Source organism: Sagittula sp. NFXS13 (assembly GCF_040148795.1).
GTDB classification, from domain to species: domain Bacteria; phylum Pseudomonadota; class Alphaproteobacteria; order Rhodobacterales; family Rhodobacteraceae; genus Sagittula; species Sagittula marina.
Genome location: NZ_JAGEMH010000003.1, coordinates 437,929 through 461,773, shown reverse-complemented (window position 1 = coordinate 461,773; position 23,845 = coordinate 437,929). Strand labels below are relative to the sequence as shown.

General features: G+C 58.9%; 31 protein-coding genes and 2 pseudogenes. 4 read left to right on the top strand and 29 right to left on the bottom strand.

Translation table 11 applies throughout. The annotated features are described in order from the left end of the window. The 14 genes from J4E08_RS10115 to J4E08_RS10050 all read right to left on the bottom strand — a co-directional run bounded on the left by J4E08_RS10115 (position 1) and on the right by J4E08_RS10050 (position 8,935). Entirely contained in the window at positions 1 to 417 is a 417-nt protein-coding gene (locus J4E08_RS10115; RefSeq protein ID WP_349538359.1) for a CD225/dispanin family protein, read from the bottom strand. A gap of 110 nt (positions 418 to 527) precedes the next feature. After that, complete coding sequence (locus J4E08_RS10110; protein WP_349538358.1) at positions 528 to 1,475, bottom strand: phage head morphogenesis protein; 948 nt, start codon at positions 1,473 to 1,475, stop codon at positions 528 to 530. Next, entirely contained in the window at positions 1,468 to 3,060 is a 1,593-nt protein-coding gene (locus J4E08_RS10105) for a DUF935 domain-containing protein (protein WP_349538357.1), read from the bottom strand. The genes J4E08_RS10110 and J4E08_RS10105 overlap by 8 nt, the downstream gene beginning before the upstream one ends. 12 nt (positions 3,061 to 3,072) lie before the next feature. Next, a complete protein-coding gene (locus J4E08_RS10100; RefSeq protein ID WP_349538356.1) occupies positions 3,073 to 4,707 on the bottom strand; it encodes a hypothetical protein in 1,635 nt (544 codons plus the stop codon). Between the two features lie 139 nt (positions 4,708 to 4,846). Beyond that, positions 4,847 to 5,158 (bottom strand): ubiquitination-like system serine protease family protein, encoded by a 312-nt coding sequence (locus tag J4E08_RS10095; RefSeq protein WP_349538355.1) that lies wholly within the window; start codon positions 5,156 to 5,158, stop codon positions 4,847 to 4,849. After that, positions 5,155 to 5,364 (bottom strand): hypothetical protein, encoded by a 210-nt coding sequence (locus J4E08_RS10090; RefSeq protein WP_349538354.1) that lies wholly within the window; start codon positions 5,362 to 5,364, stop codon positions 5,155 to 5,157. Before J4E08_RS10090 ends, J4E08_RS10095 begins: the two co-directional genes overlap by 4 nt. Further along, positions 5,361 to 5,942 (bottom strand): phage protein Gp27 family protein, encoded by a 582-nt coding sequence (locus J4E08_RS10085; RefSeq protein ID WP_349538353.1) that lies wholly within the window; start codon positions 5,940 to 5,942, stop codon positions 5,361 to 5,363. Before J4E08_RS10085 ends, J4E08_RS10090 begins: the two co-directional genes overlap by 4 nt. 3 nt (positions 5,943 to 5,945) lie before the next feature. Continuing rightward, positions 5,946 to 6,245, bottom strand: coding sequence for a VpaChn25_0724 family phage protein (locus J4E08_RS10080; RefSeq protein ID WP_349538352.1), 300 nt, complete (start codon positions 6,243 to 6,245; stop codon positions 5,946 to 5,948). Then, entirely contained in the window at positions 6,245 to 6,634 is a 390-nt protein-coding gene (locus tag J4E08_RS10075) for a DUF2730 family protein (protein ID WP_349538351.1), read from the bottom strand. The genes J4E08_RS10080 and J4E08_RS10075 overlap by 1 nt, the downstream gene beginning before the upstream one ends. Position 6,635: 1 nt before the next feature. Beyond that, positions 6,636 to 7,187: a 3TM-type holin gene (locus tag J4E08_RS10070; protein ID WP_349538350.1), complete on the bottom strand. Its 552-nt coding sequence runs from the start codon at positions 7,185 to 7,187 to the stop codon at positions 6,636 to 6,638. Further along, positions 7,178 to 7,801, bottom strand: a complete 624-nt coding sequence (locus tag J4E08_RS10065) for a holin-associated N-acetylmuramidase (RefSeq protein WP_349538349.1) — start codon at positions 7,799 to 7,801, stop codon at positions 7,178 to 7,180. The genes J4E08_RS10070 and J4E08_RS10065 overlap by 10 nt, the downstream gene beginning before the upstream one ends. Positions 7,802 to 7,842: 41 nt before the next feature. After that, a complete protein-coding gene (locus J4E08_RS10060; RefSeq protein WP_349538347.1) occupies positions 7,843 to 8,178 on the bottom strand; it encodes a helix-turn-helix domain-containing protein in 336 nt (111 codons plus the stop codon). 68 nt (positions 8,179 to 8,246) lie between these two features. Continuing rightward, positions 8,247 to 8,483 carry a hypothetical protein gene (locus J4E08_RS10055; RefSeq protein WP_349538346.1) on the bottom strand — a complete coding sequence of 79 codons (237 nt, stop codon included), beginning with the start codon at positions 8,481 to 8,483 and terminating at the stop codon, positions 8,247 to 8,249. Then, complete coding sequence (locus J4E08_RS10050; RefSeq protein WP_349538345.1) at positions 8,480 to 8,935, bottom strand: gp16 family protein; 456 nt, start codon at positions 8,933 to 8,935, stop codon at positions 8,480 to 8,482. Before J4E08_RS10050 ends, J4E08_RS10055 begins: the two co-directional genes overlap by 4 nt. 65 nt (positions 8,936 to 9,000) lie before the next feature. On the opposite strand from J4E08_RS10050, the gene J4E08_RS10045 reads away from it, so the two are divergent. After that, positions 9,001 to 9,300: a hypothetical protein gene (locus J4E08_RS10045; RefSeq protein ID WP_349538344.1), complete on the top strand. Its 300-nt coding sequence runs from the start codon at positions 9,001 to 9,003 to the stop codon at positions 9,298 to 9,300. A gap of 2 nt (positions 9,301 to 9,302) precedes the next feature. Here J4E08_RS10045 and J4E08_RS10040 read toward each other — a convergent pair whose 3' ends face one another. Genes J4E08_RS10040 through J4E08_RS09995 form a run of 10 tightly spaced genes read right to left on the bottom strand, consistent with a single transcriptional unit; the run spans position 9,303 to position 15,763 of the window. After that, positions 9,303 to 9,599: a hypothetical protein gene (locus tag J4E08_RS10040; RefSeq protein WP_349538343.1), complete on the bottom strand. Its 297-nt coding sequence runs from the start codon at positions 9,597 to 9,599 to the stop codon at positions 9,303 to 9,305. A gap of 4 nt (positions 9,600 to 9,603) precedes the next feature. Continuing rightward, entirely contained in the window at positions 9,604 to 10,248 is a 645-nt protein-coding gene (locus J4E08_RS10035) for a DUF3164 family protein (RefSeq protein WP_349538342.1), read from the bottom strand. After that, positions 10,245 to 10,625, bottom strand: coding sequence for a hypothetical protein (locus tag J4E08_RS10030; protein ID WP_349538341.1), 381 nt, complete (start codon positions 10,623 to 10,625; stop codon positions 10,245 to 10,247). Before J4E08_RS10030 ends, J4E08_RS10035 begins: the two co-directional genes overlap by 4 nt. Then, complete coding sequence (locus tag J4E08_RS10025) at positions 10,622 to 11,167, bottom strand: hypothetical protein (RefSeq protein WP_349538340.1); 546 nt, start codon at positions 11,165 to 11,167, stop codon at positions 10,622 to 10,624. Before J4E08_RS10025 ends, J4E08_RS10030 begins: the two co-directional genes overlap by 4 nt. Further along, positions 11,164 to 11,919: an AAA family ATPase gene (locus J4E08_RS10020; protein ID WP_349538339.1), complete on the bottom strand. Its 756-nt coding sequence runs from the start codon at positions 11,917 to 11,919 to the stop codon at positions 11,164 to 11,166. The genes J4E08_RS10025 and J4E08_RS10020 overlap by 4 nt, the downstream gene beginning before the upstream one ends. An 11-nt stretch (positions 11,920 to 11,930) precedes the next feature. Continuing rightward, the gene (locus tag J4E08_RS10015) at positions 11,931 to 14,054 is read right to left on the bottom strand and encodes a transposase domain-containing protein (RefSeq protein WP_349538338.1); all 2,124 of its coding nucleotides are present in this window, start codon (positions 14,052 to 14,054) and stop codon (positions 11,931 to 11,933) included. Then, complete coding sequence (locus tag J4E08_RS10010; RefSeq protein ID WP_349538337.1) at positions 14,051 to 14,893, bottom strand: ParB/RepB/Spo0J family partition protein; 843 nt, start codon at positions 14,891 to 14,893, stop codon at positions 14,051 to 14,053. The genes J4E08_RS10015 and J4E08_RS10010 overlap by 4 nt, the downstream gene beginning before the upstream one ends. A gap of 2 nt (positions 14,894 to 14,895) precedes the next feature. Beyond that, positions 14,896 to 15,381, bottom strand: coding sequence for a hypothetical protein (locus J4E08_RS10005; protein WP_349538336.1), 486 nt, complete (start codon positions 15,379 to 15,381; stop codon positions 14,896 to 14,898). Beyond that, a complete protein-coding gene (locus J4E08_RS10000) occupies positions 15,378 to 15,512 on the bottom strand; it encodes a hypothetical protein (protein ID WP_349538335.1) in 135 nt (44 codons plus the stop codon). The genes J4E08_RS10005 and J4E08_RS10000 overlap by 4 nt, the downstream gene beginning before the upstream one ends. Further along, positions 15,512 to 15,763 carry a hypothetical protein gene (locus tag J4E08_RS09995; protein ID WP_349538334.1) on the bottom strand — a complete coding sequence of 84 codons (252 nt, stop codon included), beginning with the start codon at positions 15,761 to 15,763 and terminating at the stop codon, positions 15,512 to 15,514. Before J4E08_RS09995 ends, J4E08_RS10000 begins: the two co-directional genes overlap by 1 nt. Positions 15,764 to 15,941: 178 nt before the next feature. Here J4E08_RS09995 and J4E08_RS09990 point away from each other — a divergent pair, with 178 nt between their 5' ends. Further along, positions 15,942 to 16,571: a S24 family peptidase gene (locus J4E08_RS09990; protein WP_349538333.1), complete on the top strand. Its 630-nt coding sequence runs from the start codon at positions 15,942 to 15,944 to the stop codon at positions 16,569 to 16,571. A 364-nt stretch (positions 16,572 to 16,935) separates the two neighbouring features. Beyond that, positions 16,936 to 19,749 (top strand): leucine-rich repeat domain-containing protein, encoded by a 2,814-nt coding sequence (locus tag J4E08_RS09985; protein ID WP_349538332.1) that lies wholly within the window; start codon positions 16,936 to 16,938, stop codon positions 19,747 to 19,749. Between the two features lie 278 nt (positions 19,750 to 20,027). On the opposite strand, the gene J4E08_RS09980 is transcribed toward J4E08_RS09985, so the two are convergent. The 3 genes from J4E08_RS09980 to J4E08_RS09970 form a co-directional block, all read right to left on the bottom strand. Further along, entirely contained in the window at positions 20,028 to 20,555 is a 528-nt protein-coding gene (locus tag J4E08_RS09980; RefSeq protein ID WP_349538331.1) for an NADPH-dependent FMN reductase, read from the bottom strand. 313 nt (positions 20,556 to 20,868) lie between these two features. After that, positions 20,869 to 21,267: a thermonuclease family protein gene (locus J4E08_RS09975; protein WP_349538330.1), complete on the bottom strand. Its 399-nt coding sequence runs from the start codon at positions 21,265 to 21,267 to the stop codon at positions 20,869 to 20,871. 505 nt (positions 21,268 to 21,772) lie between these two features. Next, complete coding sequence (locus tag J4E08_RS09970) at positions 21,773 to 22,270, bottom strand: hypothetical protein (protein ID WP_349538497.1); 498 nt, start codon at positions 22,268 to 22,270, stop codon at positions 21,773 to 21,775. Positions 22,271 to 22,309: 39 nt separating this feature from the next. Here J4E08_RS09970 and J4E08_RS09965 point away from each other — a divergent pair. Continuing rightward, positions 22,310 to 22,504 (top strand): annotated as a pseudogene (locus J4E08_RS09965) (ATP-binding protein); the annotation flags it as partial. Positions 22,505 to 22,866: 362 nt separating this feature from the next. Here the strand turns inward: J4E08_RS09965 and cas2 are convergent. Both cas2 and cas1 read right to left on the bottom strand, forming a co-directional pair. Then, positions 22,867 to 23,211: a CRISPR-associated endonuclease Cas2 gene (gene cas2 / locus J4E08_RS09960; RefSeq protein WP_349538329.1), complete on the bottom strand. Its 345-nt coding sequence runs from the start codon at positions 23,209 to 23,211 to the stop codon at positions 22,867 to 22,869. After that, a pseudogene (gene cas1, locus J4E08_RS09955) lies at positions 23,208 to 23,834 on the bottom strand (type II CRISPR-associated endonuclease Cas1); the annotation flags it as partial. The gene cas2 and the pseudogene cas1, both read right to left, overlap by 4 nt. Positions 23,835 to 23,845 lie beyond the last annotated feature (11 nt).

Below are 23,845 nucleotides of genomic sequence, written 5' to 3'. Positions count from 1 at the left end.
TTATTCTGAGCAAGTAAACTTAGAAACTGCACCGATTCTCTGTGGTTCACACATAGCGACATAGATCTGCGCCACACCGATAACGCCAGTTAAAACAATGGAAGTGATGGCCCACCACATAGCACTTTTCGAGCTTTTACGCGCTTCTTCCAACTCCACCCGATCAAGATGTTGGAACACGGCATCTAACTTGAGATGCCACAATTGCTGATCCCTGTTTTCTGTGTCGTGGGTGGCTACGCCTTGCCCCGTCCTCAGTACGAAAGTTTCTACAAAAACCTCGCGTAGGCGCCGCTGAGGAACAAACGTCCCCCAATCTGAACAAAATTGATCAAATTGCGTCACGGTCACGCCCTGGTCAATATTGTCGTAACCCCATGCGATGATTGCCTCATAGATGTTCCTGCGCTTCTGCATATTTCGGTTTCCTTTGAAAGGGGTTTCCTGCAAATTCGTTTTTCACTTTGATCGTTTACTTTCTCGCAACGATAAGCAAATCGACATAGGTGATCGCGACCCGCGCAGCGTTACTCTGATGCAGCCACTCGGTTTTTGAGGACTTCAATGAGACGATCACGAATAACCGCGTCTCCATCTGCCAGATTCTCCAGTTTCTGTTCGATATCTGGTGGCAAAGTGTCTCGAGAAAGCAGCTCGGCAGCTTTTTTACGGATGTCGTCCGGCATTTCAATGAGGGCATCGATCCACCGGGGCGTAGAAATGCTGCGCGCCAAGGCATCTCCCAACACCGCCGGCAGGGCCGTCGATTTCTCTGCAACAGCAGCGCGGACCTGATCGGCGACGGAGCGACCGGGTGCATAGGCCCAGCCCCGATCAATGCCATCGGGCGCACCCGTCCGCATGTCGATGGCATCCCAGTTGTCAGGTAGCTTCACCATAGGATTGCCGCCAAGGCGCAGAGCGGCCCGCATGCTGCGCGCCCCCACCACATAGCACCCACATCCCCAGCCATTCGGCGGAAAGTGCGTTCGCCAGAAAAGATGATCAGCGGGCAGGATCAACCCGTCCCAGGCAAGGTGTTGCTCGCGCGGTTCCGTCGCTCCGGAATGGCGGTAGACCCAGAACTTAAAATTGCCCTCGGTCAGCTGGGCATATCGTCCAGCGGCATAGGTGCTGCGCATGTTCGTGGTGTAGATAACCTTCGTGCGCCAGGCTTCACCCGCCTTGGTGCCTTCACCGGTCCAGCCATGCCAGCCGCGTTTCGCGACGATCTCGCGAAAGTCCTTTCGGAACGCTTCGATCGACTGGCCGTCCTCGATCACCTTGCCAACGGCTTGCGCAAGATCGGCCAGCAAGTCGGCCTTCATCGCGCCGGCCACCATGAACGCGCGGTCATGGCTGTCCTGCCACATGTCGTCCCACCGTGATGTCGGCACGCGGTTGGCAGCGCGGATCTTCCACGCCGCCACCTGCTCAGCGAAGGGACGGTGGAAGGTGCCGGTCAGCTCAGCCATCAGACGCGACCCGGCCCCCGGCCTCGGCCGCCATGAACGCCGCCGCGAACAGCTGCGTCAGTTCGTCGGTCGGGATCTGCGGGAATGCCTGGAGGATGGCGTCACGTGCCTCTTCGGGTGTCTGAGCCTCTGCGATCAGCGTCTCGATCTGCGCAATCATGCGGCCCACCAGGGGAGCGGCCTCAGTGGCCAGACGGTCGATGGCCGGAGAAAGCGCCTCAGGGCCGTCTTTGTGTTCCGACGGGGCGTTGGCCGTCAAAGATGCTAGGGGGGTATTTAACGGGTATTTAACGGCGCTCTCAGGGGCCATCGTGGCCCGGTCGCCGGGGGACTTGGCCACCTGCCCCAGAATTTTGGCCCCTTTGGCCGGTTGGCGCAGGCCGAGCTTGGTATAAACGTCCTCTTCCGCCACCGGCAGGCCCAGCTCGACGGCGGTGGACACGTTGCTCATCCAGGCGGTGATGTCTTCGGCTTCCGGTCGGGCGATGACCACGCGTGGAAAACGGTCATGCCCCGGAAAATTCATGCGGACGAAGGGGCGCACAAGGTCGCGGTTGATCACCGCACTCAACGCCTTGGCATCCGCACGCTCGATGTCCTCTTGTACCAGCCGATGTTCCTTGCCCGAGCCAAGCCCGCCGACCTCGGCATCGGTGGTGGCCGTCTGACCCAAGACAGCCTTGGAGACCTGCTTGTCGAGCCAGTCGGCGCGGCGTTCGTAGAGGTCACTGGACGCGCCTACCTGTCCGGTCTGCACAAAGTCGATCGACATGCCGTCGGGGATGATCGCGGCGCAGTCCCCGGCAATGTTGGCCACGGCACGCATCAGTGTGCTTTGATCGTCGTCGCTCGACCCCGCAGGGTAGCGGCCCAGGCGCAGCGGCTGTCCATAGGTCTGGGTGAAGATGGCCCAATCGCGCTCGGTGAACTTCTTGAACAGGTAGGGCCACATCACCACCCGTGCGAGGCCAGAGCGGCTGGGGATGCCGGACTTGGCGCGGATGTTTGCCCAGATAAACTTGTAGGTTGTGAGCGGCTGTTCATGTCCATTCTCGTCCAACAGCATTGGCGTGCGCAAATCGCGCCGATCAAAACGGAAGAAGCGCGGATCGACCCATTCCAGACGCTCGATGGACCATTGGCCCATCGACTGATCCCAAATGATCTCGGTGCCGCTGTAGCCTTTGCCGATCGCATCCAGGATATCGAACATTTCGTCAGCCAGCTCGTCACGGCTCAGCCATTGGCGAATGCGCTCGGCGGCCTCTTTGTCGATCGGGTCGTCGCTGGCGTCTTCGACGGTTATGTCCAGCCCAGTGACAGAGCGGCGACGTGTGCCCAAAACACCCACATAGTGTGGATCTCGCTCTTCGATCACCTCGGCAAGTTCCAGCATCCGCAGAGGATCGCCATGATCGGCTTCGCGCAGGATGTTGGCGAGGCGGACCGGGTTCAGCCCGTCGCCGGGATCGCCCGTCAACGGCGAACGCACACCGGACAAGGTCGGCCCGGCGACCCGCTGGGTTAGCGTCTGGCGTTGGACCGGTCGGCCCATGTGGTCCAGCAGTTGCGGCTGTCGTGCCATACTCAGTCCTCGTCAAAGGCCACCGCGCAACCGTGCGCCAAGCGGTGGCGACCACCAGCTGCGTCCCGGCGCGCGACGGCGGGGGGTGTCGTCGTTTGATCTGTCGTTGGCGACCGGCGTGTAAGCGATCTCTGAAGGCTGCTGACGACTGGCGAACCACGCCAACGCTCCCGCGACAGCGGTGTCACCGTGGCGAGCCAGACCGTCAGAGCCTTTGAACCGAAAGTCGCGCGGGATCCGGATGATCCCATCCACGAACTGCAACGCCTGATGGTCGCTCAGAATGTCGGGATGCCTGGGCAACAGCACTGTGCGATCGCTGAAGGCGTCGACATAGGGCGGCATCTCTGTGGCGTACCATTCACGGCTGAAGGCTACTTCCACGATGCGCGCGCCGTAGCGCTGAGCTGCGACTTCGGCCAGATAAGCTCCGTTGCCGGTCTTGTCGACCGCCCCTTTGGCAAAGCGGGGCAGCGCGTCGACCACATAGAACAGCACCTGCTTTTGCTGCTGAAACGGAATGTTGCGCATTTCCACGACCAGCTTGGCACGGCGCACCAGATCCTCGCCCTCTTCCAGCACGACGATGTCGGTGGCGTCACCGGAGCGCGCGAAGTCTTCGCCGAAGTAGTGTCGGCGGTTGGGGTCCAGCGCCGCCAGGATGGATTTTAGTTGGGAGGCGCACCAGCTCGTCGTCTCTGCCTTTCGGGTCGGCTCTGGCGCGTTCTTGAAAGCATCGGGCTGGTGCCAGCGCACAAAGGGGATGCCTTCGGCCAAACAGGCCTCGATCTGGACGCGGGTCAGAGCTGCTCCGGCCATCTCTGACGGGATCGCGTCCAGCTCCTGTTTCATGGCCGCGTCGCGCGCACCGTAGGCGGCGCGGATCTGCGCTTCCCACGCGTCCTGTGCCTCTTGCGACCATTCGTTGCCGCGCATTAGGCAGACGCGTTGAAACAGCCCATTCTCGACAGCATCACCAAAGGTGTAGCGATGGACGCTATAGGCGTTCTTGCCCGCACGCGCCTCTCGGATCACCTCGTTAAAGGCGTTCAGGTGCCCGTTGTGGGTCGAGATGATGCGGACCATGCCGCCCCAGATCAGCATCGCGTTGACCGCGTCGATGACCTCGCGCACATCGCGGTGGAAGGCAGCTTCGTCGATCACGACCACGCCCTGCAAGCCTCGGATGTTGGCGGGGTTGCTGGACAGCGCTTCGACGCGATAGCCGCTGGCGAACTGGACACGATAGGCGGCGATCTTTTTGGTGCTGCCGTCCTCTTGCTGATCCTCGAAAAGGAACTCCTCAATCTCTCCCAACTCGCCCGCGATCACCTTGGCGAAGTGCGCCACGTACCCGATGAACTCGCGGCCCTTGTCCTTGGTGTCACCGATGTAGAAGACGTTTTGCCCGCCTGCGTCGCGGCTGGCGGCGGCGACCAGCGTGTCGCCCAGTGCTTCGGCAAAGGTGATCCCGGTGCGTCGGCCTTTCTCGCAGACCTTCAGCCCACTGTCGTCTTCCAGCCACGTCTTCTGGTGCGCCATTAAAACGCCTTCGGCCAGCGGATCCAGATCAGCAGGGATCTCTGCGCCGCGTGGTAGATCGGCGGGCAGCGCTTCCGGGTTGCGGGTCAGAACTGCGTCAGCCATCAGCGCCCCTTCTTGGCCAGGCACGCTTCCTGCCTGCGGATCTGTCGTGAATTGGGTTCGGACGGCGCTTTTGGTGAGCTGTTGAACAGAGATTTCAGCGCCCGCTTTATTGGTCCAATGAAAGGACGTGCGAACAACATCAGCAGGCCTCCCAATAGCCATTGCGAAGGTATCCGTGCCAGCCGTTACAGCCTCCCACCGGGCGTGCATTGACCGATGGTGTCAGTGTTGGCTCGGAACGGCTTGCGTTCCAGTTCCAGGACGCCCCGCACATCTTGGGCTTGTGACGATGCCCCACGGTGATCGCCCGCGTCACGCCGCATCCGCATGGGCAAATAAAGTGCAGCATGGTCCTGCCGCCTTCCTCGACCTCCGGCACCCAAAACGATCCAGGCAGCGCGGCGGCGCTCAGGCTCGCCTTGTTTGGCATGGAAATGGCGCGCAAAGTCATTGCGGTGTCCTCTCGGATAGGTCGATCAGGTAGGGGTTCCCGCGCCACCACGCCACGCAGGCGACGTCATCCAAGTGGGTGACAAAGACTTCTCGACGGCCAAAGGCCCAGGCAAGCCATGCGCTCAAACGGGGGCCTTTGCGCCAGTGCCAGTCACCGACCAGAAGGATGGCGTCCTGGACTGAGGGGTCCTTCAGACACTTCATGACTTCAGTCCCAAAAACCCGCGCTTCATGGTGGTCAGCGTGTCGACGCTCAGGCCCGGCTGGTCGCGCCTCAGCGTTTCTATCGTGGCGTCGGCACGTTCTTCGGCTTCGCGCTGCGCCTCTTCGATCGCGTCGCGGCGGATACGCTCGCGCTCGCTGTCCAAGAGCTTTTCGCGAATGCCTGCCGACGACATCAGATCCTTCAGCATGCGGCCCAGCGACATCAGATCCTTCGGGTCAAGATGGCCGTCTTCATCGCGCACATGACGCATCATCTGGATGGCGCTTGTGGCAATCATCTGCATCAAGGTGCGATGCAGATCGCCTTCGGCCTCGATGTCGAGGTCGGAGAGCATGGCATCGGCGAAGGCGAAAGCCTCGCGTTGATCCTTCAGCGCCTTGCTGAAGTCACCAACGGCGCTCTTTCCGATCGACAGCTCCAGCCCTTCTTCTTCCAGCCGGAAATTCAGAGCCTCGGTGACGTCAAGAATGTCACCGAAGCCGCGCAAGGTCAGTTCCTCGCGCAGCCATTCGCGCAGCTGCTCGGGCAGCAGATCAATCTTCTTGGGCGGTGGCATCCGTCAGCCCCTCGGACGCGGGCGCTGAATGCCGGGATAGGTGGCCACACCTTGCGCGGTTTCGCAGCCGCGTGTGGTGGCGGTGGCGACGATGAACCCACCAAGCAACTCTTCGGTGGTGAGCATGCCCTGGTCCTTCAGCCACGTCAGTTCACCGACAACCTGATCACGCGTGTAGCTGATCCCGTACCGGGGCAGCAGGTCGGTCATGATAGAGACATTCGAAGTGTATCGCGGCGCGTCTTCCAGCATCCGCAGGATGGCCAGGCGCGCGTGTTCGCGCAGTTCTTCGGCGTAGGACATCAGCGGTTCTCCAGCAGATGTTGTTCGTGGCGGGTGACGATGATCTCCAGCCGCTCCATGATCTTGGCGTTTCCGGCCATGACGGCGCGCATCTCGGACAGGGCACCGGTCTGCTTGACCGCTTCGAGCTGCAGGGTGTGCAGATCCTCTTTGCCCGGCAGGCCTTGAACCGTTTGCTCCAAACGCTGCAGGCGCACTTCGTGGCGGTCCATTCGGTCGCCGCGCGTGCGAAAGAACGCGATCAGAAGCGCACCGACCGACAGCGAAAGTGTCAGAGCCTTGAAGGCCAAGTCGATTATTTCAGCGACGGTCACGGCGTCGACCACTTCGGCGGGAAGTGTACGGCACAGGTGGTGGTGTCTTTTCGATTGAGCATTCAGTCCTCTCAAGTCAGCTCGTGCGCCAGTCGGCCAGGGCGGGGTTGGGGTCGGACGTCGTGTCATCATCGCCTCCAACGGTTTGGAGCGCGGGTTCTTCAGCAAGGGCACGCAGTTCGCGCCGCTGGGATAGGAATGTTTGTGTGCTGGCCATTACGCCTGCCATGTCGCGCTGAAAGTCCTGATCTTTGACCTGCGCGCGACCGCCAAAGAAGAAGGTCACCACAACGGTGATCAATGCCCAGACAGGTGTTGGAATGATTGCCCAGGAGCCAAAGACTTCTGCCATTTTGACAGGGTCAATGAACGTCCAGCCCAGAAGCGCAAACACGCCAGCAGTGAACAACGGGCGCGGCAGTCGGTTCAAGCCGTCGACCAGACTATCCCACCAGGTTCGCTGGCTTCGGGCCACGAACTCCGCGGCGAACTGGTTCAGCGCAGCGGTATCGAGGTCGAAGCCGCGCGCATCTGATGCTTCGGCATTGACGCGGAAGACCTGAGCCACTTCGGCGATGGTGTTGCGGTTGCCGCCGAAAAGTGCGGTGAGCGCTTGGATCAGCCCCATGCGGCCACCCGCGCCTGAAAGTCGGCGTCTGTCAGGTGGAAGTTTGGCGAGATGAACTCTTCGGCGCGCTTAATCCAGCCACCTTTGCCACCCGCGCGTGTCTGGGCGAACTTGCGGAGACGGGGGCGGTGATCCGCGATCCGGAAGTAATAGTTGCGGCGTGCAATGCCATAAGCATCGACGAAGCGATCGGGCGATCCCTGATCCCAGGCGGCGCGCACCGTGCCAAGAGTGTGCGGCCCTAACACACCGTCTATGGCAAGTTCGCTGGTGATCATCCGGTTCACGAGGCGTTGTAGGATCTTCACCGCATTGGCCCCGGCGTTGACATACATGTCGAACACGGTGGCATGCAGCGCCTCGGGCAGCTCATTGATGCGGGGGCCAAAGAAATAGCGCTCCACAAAGATCGTCTCGGCATGTGCTTTGGTGAGCGCGCGCACGTCCATGGCGTCGATGTCGCCATCGCCGTCGAGATCGCCCCAAGGAATATTCCGCAGCGTATGGATGGTGACGCCGTATTTGGTCGCGCCGCCGGGGTCATCGGGATCGTTGACGAAACCGCCTTCGCGGTCGACGATCTCCTTTGCCATCTGTTGAACTGTGCGTGCCATAAAAGCCCCCGTTGAATGGGGCTAGAATGACCGGTTCTGAGCTAGTCTTGCGGGGGGACCGCTGTCGGGAAAAGCGATAATTGCAGTGGATCTGCAGGGGCGGTCAATTCGCCTGTGACACGCAACTGGCGCTTCACATTGCTGGACGAAGTCTTGAGCGCGCGGGCGATTTCTCCGATCGAAAGGCCTTCGGCGCGAAGCGCTCGGATCAACCAGGTGCGTGGGATCGGGATCTCGGCAGAAGCGTCGCGCATGCGCGCGCCCAAGGTTCTCAGCTTGTCGGCGCCGATCAGACCTTCTGCGGCAGAACGGCCTTTGGGATCGCGGGGGAAGTAGATTTCAGATCCACCGAACATGACAAGAAAGGATACGGCCATTCGTGGACCTAAGACCTCGACGAAGACGTCAAGGTGCGCCGGGTGGCGGGGGTATGCCACCCGGTCACTCATCCGCGCCCGCTGCCCCGACGATGGGCGCAACGGTTGAAGGCGGTGGTAACCACATGGCCGCGCACTACCAGGTGGACGCCGTCCACATTGACACCGCACATGCCATCCCTGCCTGCGCTTGCCGCATCGACGCGTGTGGCCAGCTGGCGGCGCAGCTGTTCAACGTCGAGACCCATGCCTTGTTGCATGTAACGCAGCAAGGCATGGTCACTGATCTCAAGTCGTCTTGTCATCGGCTCACTTGCCCCCAGTCGAAGTCGACCCCTGTGCGGTTGATCCATGAGCGAAGCGCCTGGATCACCGCTTCGATCTGGCTTGGATCGGTCATGGTGTTTATGTCGATCGGCACAGTGCCCCAAGTCTGCTCGAACTGGCTGCGCACGAAGGCGTGCAAGCCCTTGGACGTGGGGTCATTCAGCTCACCAGCGTCGCCCAATGCACGCCAAAGAACGAAGATCAGGCGGACATCACGTCGAGATGCCGCTTTGAAGCGCCCCTTGCCGCGCCCGGTGGGTTTGAAGCCGCGCCGCTTCAGTTCGGCGACCACGGCCTGCTTCTCTGCATCGGTCATATCGCCAAGGCTCGCCTTACCGACCACCGCCAGCTGCAGATCCCGGCGGGTATCCTTATCAAGGCCTAGTTGTTTGCAGCCCGCGTGTATGGTGCGAATGATTTGGTGGCTCATTGACATCCCCTCCCAAAGTCGGGCGTTCTGACGCTGTTCAACACACGATTGCACTGGATTTCATCATGCGCTTTACCATCTTCGCCGCCGCTTTGATTTCGTCCACGACCGTACAGGCTCAAAGCACGGTCAGCGGCATTAACCAGACATTGATGCAAGCGCCCTGCGGTACGATGTTCAGTATTTTGGCCGCGCCCGAGTTGCACCGTGCGAACATTGTGAGCGCAGCGGAAGCGTTTTTGTTTGGGGCTGCTATGGGGCGAAAGTCCGTCGACGTGATGCCCGCTTACTCCGAAGCATGCACGTCTATGAATGGCGCTAGTGTCCAAGGCGCGATGCGCAAAGCCGTTTCCAACCTCGATTGACATCAGCAACACTCCGGAGAGGCGGGTTCAAAGCGGATGATCCACTTTGTCAGGTGGATCTCGATAGCCCCCTCCCAATGGCCGAAACCGATGGCCCAATCAGCAGCGCCCCAGCGCTCGATGCGGCACCAGCGCCCCTGCCAAACGAGATCGTCGGGTGGGTTGGTGATGTCGCGTGGGCACGCGTCAGTCACCTTGATGCTGGATGAACCGTCGCGCGGTTCATTCTCCAGACTGATCTCTTCCAAGCGCTGTTGCAAAAGAGCTTGATGGAGCTTGCTTAAATTCAGGCTCCCCATCGCATCACGCCCTGGCCATGTCGATTGTGATGGCCTCCCACTCCGCCTGGCCGTTTTTGCGCTGGTAAAAGCGCATGTAAGTTTTCGATCCGACAGCGCGCTCGGCATCAGTGATCGCCGCCATTGCGCGCTGCCAGCGCTCGTCTTCGATCTCCAGCTTTTTCAGGCTCAGCAGTTCGGCCCGGTTGATCTTGCCTTCCTTGTCGGTTTGGAAAGCTTTCTCAATGACGGCGCGGATCTCTGGGCGCGCACCGGCGGACCATTCGATCAGGCACTCGTCCACCAGCGTCTTGGCGATCTGAAGCTCCGGACCATAGTCAAAATGCTCAGCCACCTGGATGGTGACCTTCAGCGTGCCGTCAAAGGCTGTGAAGGTCATGTTGCCCTTTGTCCCGCCGCGTGACTGACCGTATTCCGACGATAACAGTTCAAGGAAGCTGTTTACGTCTTCAAAGCTGTGGCCCTTGAACCGTGCAATCTGCGCATTCAGATCGCGAGCATGGCCAATGATGGTCCGGACAAGCTCGTCTTGAAGCTGGTCCTGCGCCTTTACCATGCTGATGGGGATCAGATGGCCTTTTGCATCTGTCATATGAGGCGTGCCATTCACATCGGTCACGCCAGCGGCTTGAATGAGTTGCTCGGTCATTCCTCGGTTCCTTTTTCGGTGGGCTTCTCGTTGCGCGGGCAGCGACTGCAGGCGCGGAACATCTGAACGGCGCGGGTGTTTCGGGCGCTGAAGCGCCCTGCCCGTTTGCGCCAGTCGTGGCAGGTCTTCTTGTCGATCGCGCCCAGCATCGGGCAACTGACGGTTTCGGACATCAGGGCACCACGAACGAGATCTTCCACCACATCCGTGGAGCCGCCGTATTTGTTAGCCAGGACGGTGGAGACCAGAGATCCGGAGCGCCCAATACGTGCCGCGGCCTTGTTCTGGCTTGTACGGTCGCACTCTTCGGCCAGCGCACGGACCCAGGCGGGCATGTCAACGCCCCACCCTGACGTCGCCTTGTCCAGCGCGCTCATGACGCTCGCCCCTTGCCACGCAGAGGCGCAAACGTTCCCTCATTCGGGTCTTCGACGCCATTGAGACGTTTCACCACAGGTGCGCAGGGGCCCGTATTACGGATCAGCTGATAGCGCGGCTGGCGTTTACCTGGGATCGCGGTCTCTCGCACGCGCAGATACCCCGCCTCCAGCAGCGTCCGGCAATATGCCCGCGCCTTATCCAGCGTCACCTCGACCCCGTTAGCGTTGGACATAGCCACGAGGTCGACGGGCGTGAAATTCCCAGGGCGGCGCATTGTCCGCCACATGTTGCCCTCGGGAGTAGGATCGCCTTTCACCGGCGGCGCGACCGGAATGGCGCGTTCCGTGTTCACGTAGATCTTGCGGTGACCGTCCTTGCGGATTTGCCTGATCCGACCAGCAGCCTCCCAGCGGCGGATGAACTGCTGGGCAGTCTCGGCGTGCACGCCTTTGGCCGCGAGATCAGACCAATGCAGTTCTGCCAAACCTTCCACCTTGGACCAGGCGTCTCGTTCCATGGCGCTGCGAAACTCCTTCATGCCACACCCCGCTTGTCGAGCAATTGCGCTGTCAGGACGATCTGCCCCCCTGTGGTGTGCAGTTTGCCCACGCGCGGTAGGAAAGAGAGATCGACGGACCGCAAGCTGGCGCGGCGCGCAGCCTCCCGGATGCGCTCAAAATCGGTCGAAAGCTTCCGCGCAGATCCACCGGTCAGGTCTACCAGTTCGCGGATCACCTCCGGCTGGATCTCAATCCCGGAACAGTAGATCTGCGCCAAGAACTCTGCATCCGCCGCGTTGCAAGCGATGGTCTCAGAGCTGACCAGGACGCGATCATGGATGTTTGGCCACCGTGTCAGGTTCGCCTCGAAGTCAGGCTCGCCGACAAAGACGATCGGTGACAGGCTGCCCTCGAAGATGTCCCGCGCCATGTCGATCATCTGGCTTTTCATCATGTACTGTGCATCGTCGAAGATAAGCGGGCGATTGGAGGCGGCCAAAACCTCGCAGATTGCCTCGATTTTGCGGGGAAGAGTTCCGCGCACGCCTTTGATTTCGAGTTCTTCAAGTAGGACGTCAGCCATGTGCTGGCGGGTCCAATAGCTTTTGGCTTGCACGATGCAGGCATCGTATTCGTTGGCTGCGAACGTGGTAGCCGTGCTCTTGCCAGCGCCATGTGCCCCGTAAAAGACACCAATGCCCGGTAAGGTCACACTGCGGTGCAGCAGCTGATCCACCAGTTCCAATAGGGCTGCGACGTTGCGCAGTGGGGCGAGATTGCCTTGTGTCATGCTCTTTCCTCTCAGTCCTTTTGTCGACCAAACCCACGGTGTATCCGCAGTTGGACCCGATATTCCGATGTGCCCTGATAGTCGGTCAGCCAGGCGCGTTGCTCGACGCTCAAAGGCTGTCCATTGGCCTCCATTCCCTCAAGTTCCATGGCACGAGCGAACTCCATCGCCGGATCGCGCTCAGGTTCGGGGCGGCGTTGGATGCGCTCTTGAAGGCGTGTCACCTCGGCACTCAACCGTGCCTCATCCTCGGCGGCCACTTGGCCACGCTTCCCACCTTTCGGCGCGTGAGGATGGATTTTAGGAAGACGGATCACGCCCGCATCGGGCAAGCCGTCACCAGCTTTGTCATTCTGCGCGTCCGCAAGCCGCGCGACAGCTTTGCCGTCGGACATTTTCTTTTGCAGACGCGCGGCTTCCTTCGCGTGACGCTTGAACGCGGTCTTGTCGCGGGCGTGCTCCTTTGCATCCTCGACGCTGAGAAAGTCGCCGGGGCGTTTCACCGGTGCCTCGCCCAGGAAGGTGCCGTCCATCGTGTAGACCTGAAGGCCATTCATCAGATCGTCAGGGTCAAACCGAACGGTGACCTCCTGCCCCGCAATCTGCCACATCCATTCCGCCCAGTAGCGAGAACCATGCACCTTGAGCTCACCATTATCCCGATGCGCCCGGATGCCCTCGGAACGCATCAGCCACAGGCGCTGCTGTTCCTCGGTGGGTTTGGTGATTGGCGCGTTCGAGTATGAGGCATTAAACACCTCATCAAACGACCGTTGGTTGGCCACTTCCGACCGTCTGCCGCGACGGGCATTGTGGGCTGCGATTTCGCGCTCCAGAACTGCCTTGAAGTCAGCGAGAGGAATTGCCCGCGTGCCGTAGTTCTCTGGCTTTTCCACGGTATTGCGGCCCGTGTAAGCACCGACAAAGGCGGGATGTTTGGCAACGCGGTCGCACAAATCCCGAAACGCGCGTTCGATCGGTTTTGCCTGACCGTGTCCCGGCGTTGCAAAATGCAGCTCAATGCCAAGCAGGGGAAATAGGCCCAACACCTCGCCCTGCACCTGCTTGAAACGTTTACGGTGCTTGACCTGCCCAGCCATCACCTTGTTTACAAACTCGTGCCCGTTATCCATCAGGCAGTGCTGCGGAATGCCGTAGCGCCGCACCAGGTCGCCGAATGTCAGCTGAACGGTGTGACCATTGGCTGTCTCAGACAGGCGATAGGCCAGAAATTTGCCGGAATACACATCCGAGACGGCGATCATCTGGATCCGACCCGGCTTTTCACGATCAGGGAATTGGATGAAAACGTCGAACTTGTGGTAGTCCGTTTGCACGCATTCCATGGCCTTCAAATAGCTCTTGCTGCGCGTCTGATGCGGAAAGTGGCGACCCACAGCTTCCGGCCCTTCGCGCAGATAGAGTTGAACATGCGTCGGAACCTCCGCAATCAGTCGGCGCACTTTCCACAGCGGCCCAACGGCGACACCCTCAGCGCGCGCGACATCGCAAGCCCACTCATAGGCTGCGGTCAGCGTCGGTCCGGAGCGCGTGAAGAAATACTGTTTTACAACATCAAGAAATGCCTGACAGACCTCCGTGCGATCACCGGACTTGCCGCCCGGAACGGGTGCCAGAAAGGGTAGCCAGTCAGCGCGCCTCACCCCCTCGACCATCGCCAGCCAGTTCCACAGCGTCTTCTCCGAAGCGGTCTTTCCATCGCCCTTGCGCTGCATCACGACCGCTCGAACCGCCTCAGTACGGGTCAGGCCGGCGCCTTCCAGAGCCAAGACCTCGTCCAGTGCCGTCAGCCGGTCCAGTGCTTTTTCACGCGCCTTCGGAGTTGCCTTGTCCAGATCGGCCCAAGCCTGCTCGCGTGACCGATTTGGCGCTGTAATGGCCGAAGCTTCAGACGCCTGCATCAAAGCCACGCGCGCCCGTGTAGGAAACAGACTGACGTGATATTCCAGCCCCCGCCCGCGTCCACGCCGGGCGCGCGACTTACCAGTCTGAACGGACCAGCCTGAACGCTTTGCCAGTGCGTTCACGCCCTGCTTCGTCGCGGGAAGATCCGGCAAGCCGGCTTCCGCAATCTCGGCGGCGCTCCACCATTGCTGGACAGGAGGGAGGCTCATACCGCGCCTTCCGTCTCGTGGATTTCATCAAGCAAAGCTTGAACTTCGGCCCCGAGGTCTTCGAGGAACCGTCGACGCGCAGCTTTGTTGGCACGAGACCAGGCATCGGACAGGCGCATGTGCGCGGCATCGGTGGCGTCGCGTGGCGTAGGACCAGTGCCCTGTTCGGCGCGGTATGCCTTGCGGGCAGCGCTGGCTTTTTTTGCCTCGCCTTTGGCCAGCGCGTTAATGACGTAGTAGCGTTCGGATGGCTCGCCAATCTTGGAGATATCCGTCAGATCGGTCAGCTGGATAGGACGCGGCGCATTACACAGGCGACGATAGTCATCCGGTGCCAACGCGGCGCCAGCCTTCATCATCCGGTAAACGTGCCGTTCAGAAACGCCGCGCTCGGCGGCAACCGCCTTTGCAACTGACATTGTGTCAGTCGCATCCCAGCGGCTTGTTGCACCGGCAAGGCCTTGCTGTGCCTCCGGGTGCAAACGCTGGTAAGTTTCGCGACGGCGCGCGAGAAAATACGACAGCTGCAAAGCCGTCATGCCCGCTCCGGCGATGTTTCCATCAATCTCGAACATCAGCGCTTCGTCATCCGAACAACGGATCACATCGCAGGGGATCACCTCGTGGCCCAGCTCGCGCATGGCGGTCAGGCGGTGCGCGCCATCAAGTACCAGATCGCCCTTCTTTGTCCGACGCACAACGATACGTCCGACAAAACCGTTTGCGGCGATGGTGTCTTTCAGTGTTTCTACACCATCGGGTGACACATCCCGCAGACGGCCCGTGATCCGAATATCCTGCACCGACAATTCAGTGATTGTGTTCAGTCGTTCGATCATTCTCAGCTCCAGATCAGCGGCGCGAACATCAGACAGATGCAAAGAATGGCAAAGCTCAGCCCCGCCAACCCGTCGCCCCACCAGCTCTGGGAAAGCCGCTTTTCGGCAGCGGAAAACCGTGCCCAAGCCGACCTCAGTGAGGAAGAGAAAGATCGGCCTGGACGCCCCAGCTTGCCCGCATCAATTGGGGGACCGGAAATCTCGGGCGTGGCCATCTGCTCGATGGCTCCGTGAGTAGATTGGCCTGTCGATGCCGCAACCGAGGTGTGTGATGTGTCGTTGTTCGCGGCGGCGCAGACAGCACGCCACTGCGCATCCTGTAAAGCCTCGCCATGTTCGCGAATTGTGCGAGCTGCATGGATTACAGCTGGACTATAGACCGGGTTCAAAACCGTCTCGACCAACGCCACCCCAAGGGCGACGCGCTCAAGATCCGTCATGCCAACGCCAATCGAATGAGCACGTGATGAGATGTTTATCTGGCTCATTGATGCGCCCCATCTCGGACCTTGGCCGGCGAATCATTCGCCAGACGCCATGCAACGGTGATCAACACCACGCCCAACCCCAGCAGATTGAAAAATGCCCACACGTAAATAGCGAACTGAAATGCAGGCATCACGCTGTCCTCCGGTTGGTATCTTCCGGGCGCTCAACGCCTTTTGGCCATTCAAGGTCTTCAGGCCAGCGCTGGGACAAAAGCCCCAGCGCCTTTTCATAAGTGTCCGAGCGTGGGTGGCTTCCCTTTTCCAACCTGCTGAAGAAGTCACCCTTGCCGAACAGACGCATAGAGATTGCCCAATGCGTTACACCTTCATGCGCCGACAATTCGGTCGCGAGGCGGAGGAGGTTTTTCTGTGCTCTGCTCATAATGGCAAGTTAGCCGTTCACGGCCATTACGGTCAAGCCATTAACGGCTATTTTATTCCATACCTTTTCATTCTTAGCCATTCATGGCTAAACTGCGCCAATGGACGAGTTACTTGCCGCTATAGATCAGGCCCTTTTGAACAAGGGTGTATCAGCCTCTGCCGCGTCTCAGGCGGCAGTGGACAACCCGTCGTTGATCAAAAATCTTCGATTGTCGGCGAGAGATCATCCAGGGAAGCACCCTTACGAAAAGATCTTAGCCTTGGCGGAGGTTCTGGGCTTAGAGGTTTACATCGGCCCGCCACGCCAATCGATGGACACACCCAGCATCGCTCCACATGACAATCCAGATTATGCCTTGGTCTCGACCTACCCGGTTGAGGTCTCCGGCGTGCGCGGAGCATCCGCAGTCAATGCTGCAGCAGATGGCCCTTTGGCTTTCCGCAAGGAGTGGCTATCCAGCAAAGGCATAAATGTGGAGAACGCTGCCCTGCTGCGGGTTCGTGGCGACAGCATGCAGCCTGTGATCTGGCACAACGACCTAATCATGATCGACACGTCCCGCACCAAGCCTCGTATCCGCGACCCCAGGCGCGTTTCGCTGCGCAAGGGCTATCAGGATGACATCTATGTTGTCGAACTGGACGGCGCACTGCTGGTAAAGGCGCTTCGCCGCCCCTCCGAAGAGCGCCTGATCCTCGTTTCAGAAAACAACGCCCGCTATGATCCGCAGGAATTGCGCGGCGCGGAAATTAACGCCCTGCGCATCGTCGGCAAAGCCGTTTGGTGGGGCCATTCAGCAGACTGATGCAGAGTTCCGTCCCGCAGCCGAAGCTTATCTAAACACCAAGGGCTGCACGGCAGGCAAGGGTCGGCTTATCAACGATAGCCAGATCGAGTGCGACTACGTTTGTTGACCAATGTGAGTCCTTCTTAGACCCTAGTGTCAGCCGCAGAAGCGCACTGCCCGTGTGCTTTTGGGCGGAGAGCCGCCGTTCGCTGCACTGCGCACCGATGACCGCTGTGCGCAAATAGCGACCTTTTGCAAAGCCTGTGCTGAATATTTTCAGGAGTTCGATAGATTTTCCGTAGCGGACGTTGCCTGAGGGCGATGCCTCCTCTTGTTTTGAGGGAGAATTTGGATAGCGTTCGACCATAGACGAAACGGATTGGTGAATAACTTGAAAGCCACAGAAGGCATTTCTAACGATGACTTGATTTGGGGGGTAGACGCTGAAGCCGCGCATGAGGAGGCTCTAAAACGCGTTAGGGCGGCTTTTTCTGCGCCCGCCACTCATCACCTCGATTTATCTGATCTACAGGCGCTCACAAAATTGCCCGAAGCAATTGGCCAATGCGACCAGCTGCAGAGCCTCGACTGCTCGAACACAAAGGTCAGCGATCTGGCGCCCCTCAGCGGTCTCAACCAGCTGCAGAGCCTCGACTGCTCGGAAACACAGGTCAGTGATCTAGCGCCCCTCAGCGGTCTCAACCAGCTGCAGAGCTTCGCCTGCTCGTACACACAGGTCAGCGATCTGGCGTTCCTCAGCGGCCTCAACCAGCTGCGGAGCCTCGACTGCTCAGACACACAGGTCAGCGAACTGGTGTCCCTCAGCGGTCTCAACCAGCTGCAGAGCCTCGACTGCTCGGGAACACCGCTCAGCGATCTGGCGCCCCTCAGCGGTCTCAGCCAGCTGCAGTTCCTCAACTGCTCTGACACACAGGTCAGCGATCTGGCGCCCCTCAGCGGTCTCAGCCAGCTGCATTTCCTCAACTGCTCTGACACACAGGTCAGCGATCTGGCGCCCCTCAGCGGTCTCAGCCGGCTGCAGCGCCTCAACTGCTCGGGCACACAGATTAATGATATGCGGAGTTTGCGCGAGCTGCTGTCCAACGAGAACTTCCAAACCCTCAATGCCTATCGCACAAGGGTTCGCGGACTGCCTGACGAGGTTCTTTCCACGAATTCTATTAGGAGCTGCGCTGATAGTCTTCGCGCCCATTTCGCAGATCTTGGTGATAACCCGCAACGCTTGGATTCTGTCAAACTGATCATTTTGGGCAATGGTCGGATTGGCAAGACACAGATTTGCAACCGCTTGCGAGACCTTCCGTTTGAAGCCGACGCGGACAGCACCCATGGCATCCAACTGTCCAAAGCGCCGATTCCGGGCGACAGCGGGACGTTTCGGATCTGGGATTTTGGCGGGCAGGACATCTATCACGGCACCCATGCGCTGTTCCTGCGCTCTCGCGCCGTGTTCCTATTGGTCTGGACGCCCGACACAGACAATAGCGCGGAGGATATCCCCTCCCACGGGCTGCGTTTCCGAAACCGTCCGGTTGGCTGGTGGCTGGATTTTGTTCGCCGCTTCGGAGAGCCCGATACTCCCCTCGTCGTGGTCCAGAACCAGATTGATCGCGAGGGCGAGTATGATCGCGGCGACCACCCCAATCTCGTGCCGCTGCGCAAACACTTCAGCTATTGCACGGTGTTGGCGATGAGCGCCGCTACGGGGCAAAAGCTGCCCAGCTTGAAGGATGCGCTCCAAGGGGCGGCCGCGCGTTTCAATCCACCTTTGATCGGCGCAGGGCGTCTGGCCGTCGTGCAGACGCTGCGAGACATGCTTGCGGCGGATCAGGGGCGCGCATCAAATGAACGCAAGCACCGAACACTTTCGTTGGATGCGTTCCGCGACCTTTGTGAGACGACCGGCGGGATCTCCGACCCGGAACAGTTCCTGTGCTTTCTCCACAACGCCGGGGAGGTTTTTTGGCTGCACAGCGAGAAGCAGAGCATTGTCATCCTCGATCAGGCTTGGGCGCTGGAAGCAATATACGCGATCTATGAGCGGCAAAAATGCTGGACCAATCTCCTGGATAGCCGAGGCCGATTTAGCCGCTCGGTCATGGGGAGCTTTATTTGGGACCAGCAGGGCTACTCGGAGGAGGAACAAAAGCTCTTCGTCTCCTTTATGCGTCAGAGCAGAATCTGCTTTCAAGTATCTGGCGGCCGAAACGACGACATGGCTATATACATCGCCCCTGATGCGCTCCCCGACCATTTGGGTGGAGAGCACCCTGCGCCTATTGAAGCCCCTGACGCAGAGCATTCCTACTTCTTTGAGCAAGTAGCTCCCGGCCTCATGCGAACACTTCTGGTCGAGATCGGGCAGCAGGCGAAAGTTAATGGTACCTATTGGCGCCACGGGTTCAGCGGCTACAGCAGTATTCATCAGGCACGTGTTTTGATTGAACAGTCCCACGATCCAGATCGAGGTTGCGGTTTGCATCTTTCTGCCAAGGGCCGAGGCGCACCAAAGCTTATCCGAGTGCTGGAACAGCTTTGCGAGGAGCTTATGAACCTCTTCCAAGTGACACCGAATGCACCCACGCCAAATCGACCTGAAGGAGATTCTAAGGTGAGTTATGGCGCGGATCCTAATGCCCCTGCGAATTTCTTTGTGTCGTATGCTTGGGGCGATACTGACAATCCAGCTCGTGCGCAGATCGTCGATGAGTTCTGCGCCCAAGCCAAAGAGAAGGGCATTTATATTCGCCGCGACAAAGATGAAATAGATTTTGGCCAGAGCATATCTGAGTTCATGGAAAAATTGGTGGACGGAGATCGGGTCCTTGTGGTCCTGACTGAAAAATACCTGCATTCCGTCGCTTGCATGACGGAACTCTACCAAATTTGGCATCACGCTGGTCATAATCTGGAACGCTTTATGTCAAAGGTGAGGCTCTTCACTGCTCCAGATGCCGACGTTTTTGACCCGGTTGGGCGGGCTTTGATCGGAAAATACTGGCATGATGAGTATGAACGCCAGAAGCCAGTGCTCGATTTTATGGGCGACCAGGACCGTGTCGCTCACAACCAACTCAAAAGGTTCCATGCGCATGTGCCGGATATTCTGAAAATGATCTCCGACAGGCTCCAACCACGGTCTCTCGAAGATCTCATCACCTATGCCTTGGACTAGATGAGGAGGAGAGTAATCACGGCGGCAAAACGGCGTTGCTATACGAATAGCCCCATGAACAGGTCATTTCCCCAACCAGTTTTTCGATGAACGTCCGCTGTGGGCTTTTGGCAGAGATCACTGGGCCATTCTATCTGAGGACCGAGTTGTCAGCTCAGGTCTGGCACCGACCATCTTTCGCGCTTGGCGTGAAGGTCGGCAAAGGGCCGGGAGCGACGCCACGCGAGGGGCGACCAGGCGCTTGGCCCTGCGGCGCAGCGAAGGTCGGGAACGAGCCCTTATTGACCGCAAAGTGCAGCGAAATTCTGGACGAATTCGCTTACTTTAAGGCGGTTCGCAGGCAGGTTCAGATGCTCCTCGATTTCGAAAGGGGTTTTCTTCATCAGATCAAAACGCAGAAATAGATCATCTGCAAACTGCGTGCTGACCGTGGACAAAACAATACGGATTTGAGCGAGCATATCATCACCACGATGCGAGGCGTGCATCAGAACGATTGGCTTGTTTATGATCTCGTCACGGGAGACGAGCCAGTCTATCGCATTTTTCAAACCGCCCGGAATTGCTCTGACATATTCGGGGCTTGCGATGATAAGCCCGTCGCAGCTTTTGATCTTCGCGGCGAAGTTCTGAACGGGCTCGGGCAATGAGTGCGCTTCGAGATCGGGCGAAAAGACTGGCAAGTCACTGATCCCGTCGAAGACACATACTGCGTGGTCCGGGCGCACCATGGCAGACACCGCACGCAGCATCGCTGTGTTGGTTGATATTTTTCGAGCACTGCCTGAGATAGCCAAGAATTTCATGGTTTGCGTATAGCCCCCGTCACCTCATGTTCCAAGGAGCGCTTCGTCCCGCACAGTTGCCATCCGACTGCTGCCCTGCTTCGCAAGCGCAGCGAACGGTTGGCTTGTTGAAGCTGAACGCAGAGTCTGGCCAGTCGCTCAAAGGCCGGACAGGGCAGACTTTGCACTCCCGAGAAAAGATGATCTACACATTACGCAGAAACTCGCCCTTGCTATCCGGGACCAAATTTCCGCCCACTCGAAAGCCGGTGTGAATACCTTCGCGGCCACATCAAACCTTACATCGGTTGCTCATCTCTGTGAGAGTTATCTTTCAATCGCAGTAGCCGGCTCGGCGAATCTTTGACCTAGCAGCAGGCGTTTCCAAGTGCCTGTATCGCCCACCAGAATAGCGACGGCAATCCAACGCATGACCTGCGGCGATGACCGCCGCACCGATGTCTTGACCATCGGCATAGCAGACACCTATCCATCGATCATAAGACCGTTCACCGTTAAGCTCACAGCTTACCTCTCGCCCCCGCAAATAGTTGACAACCCAGCGTTTTGCATTCTTGCCCGCGGCCGTCCGCAACTCGGGAGCATCGACACCGTTCAGTCGAACAGGTGTACCGTCAACCACGATTGTATCAGCATCTCGAACATGCAGAGAAGCTGCATTTGCCATGCTTGCAAGCATTAAAAGAGCAGCGGCATAGTTCAATTTCTTCACGACTTCATCCCTCAAGAGCGCTGAGCAGCACGCAAAATCACTTTCCAGTTCCGTCTGCCCGAAAAATGTACGACCACAACTTAACTATATAATATAAATAGACAATTAGCATTCTGGAAACTGGAATTGAAGCGACGGCATTGTTTTCCAGTTCCGAGGGCCCGCACTTGCTCATGCTCCAGCCCACGCTCAGTCTAAACACTCCATTAAACTAGGATTGAAAAGGGTTTACGCCGTGACGCCCGCAAGCTTCACATAAGTGCGCTTACGCGCCGAGATCGCCCATCAAATGGCGGTTTCACCCTCGACTGCAAAACACCGACCAAGCAGCGCACCTTGCGTCCTTGATCCCAGATCGCCTTGTTTTGCAGGCCTTCCGGTTTCTTCCCTCATCCACCGCCCTCTTCCGGCATCACTGTAAAGAAGTGTCTTTCCCTACAGTGCTAGACACAGTTCTTTACAGCAACGCGATTTTTGGCAGGGAGGCGTTAAGCCCCCTTCCCGTTCAGATGTTCGTCCCGACCGTCTGGTTCTCGGCGTTGATCACATGGCCGTCGAAGTCGTTGCCGTTCACCAGTCCTCCCGTCACGTTGTCGTCCACGTCCACCGCCTGCGCATAGATGCCGGTGATCGTGTTGCTTGTCACGTTCAGCCGCGTCTGTTCGGTCCCTGACAGCATCTCCACCACGGCCAGCCCGGCAGCGTCCATGTCAAGTTCGTTGCCACGCACCGACAGATGCGAGGCCGACCCCTTCCACAGCTCCGCCGAGAGCGACCCCATCAGAGCCTGCAACGTGACATGGGTGCAGCCCGGTCCCTGCGCGAACACCGCGCCGGGGGTCAACTGCCCACCCAGCACGCGTACCCTGGTCGGGCCCGCCGTGACATCGCCCGGCGGCCCGTCCATCAGCAGGCGGCCCCCCTTGGCCACGGCCCCCGCCCAGATGCAATCTATGAACCGCACGTCGCTGATCGCCCCCGCCGCCGAAGCATAGAGCCGCACGTTTGCTCCGTCATTGCCCGGCGCGGTGGTCACCGGTCCGAGCGTACCAGCCTCATCATCACCACAAACCTCAGCTTCTCAGAATGGGCGCAGGTCTTCGGCCACGCAAAGATGCCCCCACTCCTCGATCGGCTCACACACCGCTGTCACATCCTCGAAACCGGAAACGACAGCTACCGCTTCAAGGCCAGTTCCGAGGCAGCAACGAAAACTGCAAAGGAGACCAAAACATTAATGCGTCATAAACCACGACGCGGAATTGAGGGTGGGTCTAATCTCGGTGAAAATACCCGGTCAGTTCTCTGTGACAATCAACAGGTCAAAGCCGTGCACCGTCCATCAGAGCACCGCCTGATCCTCGTTTCAGAAAACACCGCCCGCTATGACCCGCAGGAGCTGCGCGGCGCGGAAATCAACACTCCAAGGATTGTCGGAAAGGCCGTGTGGTGGGGACATTCTGCAGAGTAGCCAACCACTTAGTCAGGATTTTGCGGCTGGACCTTGGTTTCTGAACTGATGGTCTAGATCTCCGCAAAAACCTTTGTAAATGCATAGGTTTGTACAGGTTTGGGAAGAGTGTTTTTGCGAAATTTTCATCAGAACAGCAACAATTGGTCTGGATTTTTTCGGGCGTCCCTGCGACCTTGATCCGAGAAATGTAAAACATCTCGATATTGTCGGTCGGTAAAATACCGGATCTGCATATCGCCCTTGGTCGGCAGATTGCGTTCGATTCCGTTGATCCGGGTCTGAAACCCCTCCTTACCGTTTACAAACCGGGCGTAAACCGACAACTGGCTGCGCTCAAAACCCTCGTAGAGCAGGAAACTGCGAAAATCTGTGGCCGCCTTGCGCTGTGGCTTAGTGTCGGTCGGCAGATCGAATATTACGAGTACCCACATGATCCGGTATCCTGACAAATGGGTTGAGCGAAGGGTCATCCACCGAGCCCCGCGAGCGTCAGCGCGTCTGGCGTTCTCGGCAGGGCCATTGCAAGCTGTCCCGTTTCGAAGATCTGTCCGAGAGACGTTGCGAGTCTCGAAAGCGCAACCGAGACCGGGCTTTGCCCGACAGCCAAAAGCAGATCGAGGGCGATCAACCGGGCCAACTCCTGTTTCGCCTGTGTGTTAACTTCGGTGCCATTGCTCGCTGGAAGACGGTGGACAGTGCAATCTACGAGCGGGCGGAACGGTTCCATGAGATCATCTGCAAGGGCTAAAGCGTTGCCCCTGTTGGAGTGATGCAACCCGATACCCGGATGCAAACCTGCGGCGACGATGGCGGCACGCAGCACGGTATAGCCGTAATTCAGTAGCGCGTTGATATCGGGTGGCTCGCGGTTCCGACAAAAGTTATTCCCTATCATCAGAAGCCAATAGTAACGTGCGGCCTGCGCTTCGAGATTGCTGCTGTCACCACTTGAGACTTTGCGCGCCATCATCTCCAGCGGGGCATGCGCATGGCCATGCGCCTCAAGTGCGGCGGCCTGCATTCGGATCTTTGGGAAGACGACGTGCTTCCACGCCGACTTGAACAATGGAATTTTGGCTTGCCATTGCGCCCGTAGGCGCGCCC

Excerpts from the sequence above, each read along its gene's own strand:
- J4E08_RS10010 (WP_349538337.1), bottom strand. The coding sequence starts at position 14,893 with ATGATCGAACGACTGAACACAATCACTGAATTGTCGGTGCAGGATATT.
- J4E08_RS10045 (WP_349538344.1), top strand. The coding sequence starts at position 9,001 with ATGCGCTTTACCATCTTCGCCGCCGCTTTGATTTCGTCCACGACCGTA.
- J4E08_RS10055 (WP_349538346.1), bottom strand. The coding sequence starts at position 8,483 with ATGACAAGACGACTTGAGATCAGTGACCATGCCTTGCTGCGTTACATG.
- J4E08_RS10105 (WP_349538357.1), bottom strand. The coding sequence starts at position 3,060 with ATGGCACGACAGCCGCAACTGCTGGACCACATGGGCCGACCGGTCCAA.
- J4E08_RS10005 (WP_349538336.1), bottom strand. The coding sequence starts at position 15,381 with ATGAGCCAGATAAACATCTCATCACGTGCTCATTCGATTGGCGTTGGC.
- J4E08_RS09980 (WP_349538331.1), bottom strand. The coding sequence starts at position 20,555 with ATGAAATTCTTGGCTATCTCAGGCAGTGCTCGAAAAATATCAACCAAC.
- J4E08_RS10065 (WP_349538349.1), bottom strand. The coding sequence starts at position 7,801 with ATGGCACGCACAGTTCAACAGATGGCAAAGGAGATCGTCGACCGCGAA.
- J4E08_RS09995 (WP_349538334.1), bottom strand. The coding sequence starts at position 15,763 with ATGAGCAGAGCACAGAAAAACCTCCTCCGCCTCGCGACCGAATTGTCG.
- J4E08_RS10100 (WP_349538356.1), bottom strand. The coding sequence starts at position 4,707 with ATGGCTGACGCAGTTCTGACCCGCAACCCGGAAGCGCTGCCCGCCGAT.
- J4E08_RS10025 (WP_349538340.1), bottom strand. The coding sequence starts at position 11,167 with ATGAAGGAGTTTCGCAGCGCCATGGAACGAGACGCCTGGTCCAAGGTG.
- J4E08_RS10085 (WP_349538353.1), bottom strand. The coding sequence starts at position 5,942 with ATGCCACCGCCCAAGAAGATTGATCTGCTGCCCGAGCAGCTGCGCGAA.
- J4E08_RS10095 (WP_349538355.1), bottom strand. The coding sequence starts at position 5,158 with ATGACTTTGCGCGCCATTTCCATGCCAAACAAGGCGAGCCTGAGCGCC.
- J4E08_RS10050 (WP_349538345.1), bottom strand. The coding sequence starts at position 8,935 with ATGAGCCACCAAATCATTCGCACCATACACGCGGGCTGCAAACAACTA.
- J4E08_RS10080 (WP_349538352.1), bottom strand. The coding sequence starts at position 6,245 with ATGTCCTACGCCGAAGAACTGCGCGAACACGCGCGCCTGGCCATCCTG.
- J4E08_RS10040 (WP_349538343.1), bottom strand. The coding sequence starts at position 9,599 with ATGGGGAGCCTGAATTTAAGCAAGCTCCATCAAGCTCTTTTGCAACAG.
- J4E08_RS10090 (WP_349538354.1), bottom strand. The coding sequence starts at position 5,364 with ATGAAGTGTCTGAAGGACCCCTCAGTCCAGGACGCCATCCTTCTGGTC.
- J4E08_RS10115 (WP_349538359.1), bottom strand. The coding sequence starts at position 417 with ATGCAGAAGCGCAGGAACATCTATGAGGCAATCATCGCATGGGGTTAC.
- J4E08_RS10070 (WP_349538350.1), bottom strand. The coding sequence starts at position 7,187 with ATGGGGCTGATCCAAGCGCTCACCGCACTTTTCGGCGGCAACCGCAAC.
- J4E08_RS10035 (WP_349538342.1), bottom strand. The coding sequence starts at position 10,248 with ATGACCGAGCAACTCATTCAAGCCGCTGGCGTGACCGATGTGAATGGC.
- J4E08_RS10020 (WP_349538339.1), bottom strand. The coding sequence starts at position 11,919 with ATGACACAAGGCAATCTCGCCCCACTGCGCAACGTCGCAGCCCTATTG.
- cas2 (WP_349538329.1), bottom strand. The coding sequence starts at position 23,211 with ATGACCCTTCGCTCAACCCATTTGTCAGGATACCGGATCATGTGGGTA.
- J4E08_RS10060 (WP_349538347.1), bottom strand. The coding sequence starts at position 8,178 with ATGGCCGTATCCTTTCTTGTCATGTTCGGTGGATCTGAAATCTACTTC.
- J4E08_RS10030 (WP_349538341.1), bottom strand. The coding sequence starts at position 10,625 with ATGAGCGCGCTGGACAAGGCGACGTCAGGGTGGGGCGTTGACATGCCC.
- J4E08_RS10110 (WP_349538358.1), bottom strand. The coding sequence starts at position 1,475 with ATGGCTGAGCTGACCGGCACCTTCCACCGTCCCTTCGCTGAGCAGGTG.
- J4E08_RS10015 (WP_349538338.1), bottom strand. The coding sequence starts at position 14,054 with ATGAGCCTCCCTCCTGTCCAGCAATGGTGGAGCGCCGCCGAGATTGCG.
- J4E08_RS10000 (WP_349538335.1), bottom strand. The coding sequence starts at position 15,512 with ATGCCTGCATTTCAGTTCGCTATTTACGTGTGGGCATTTTTCAATCTG.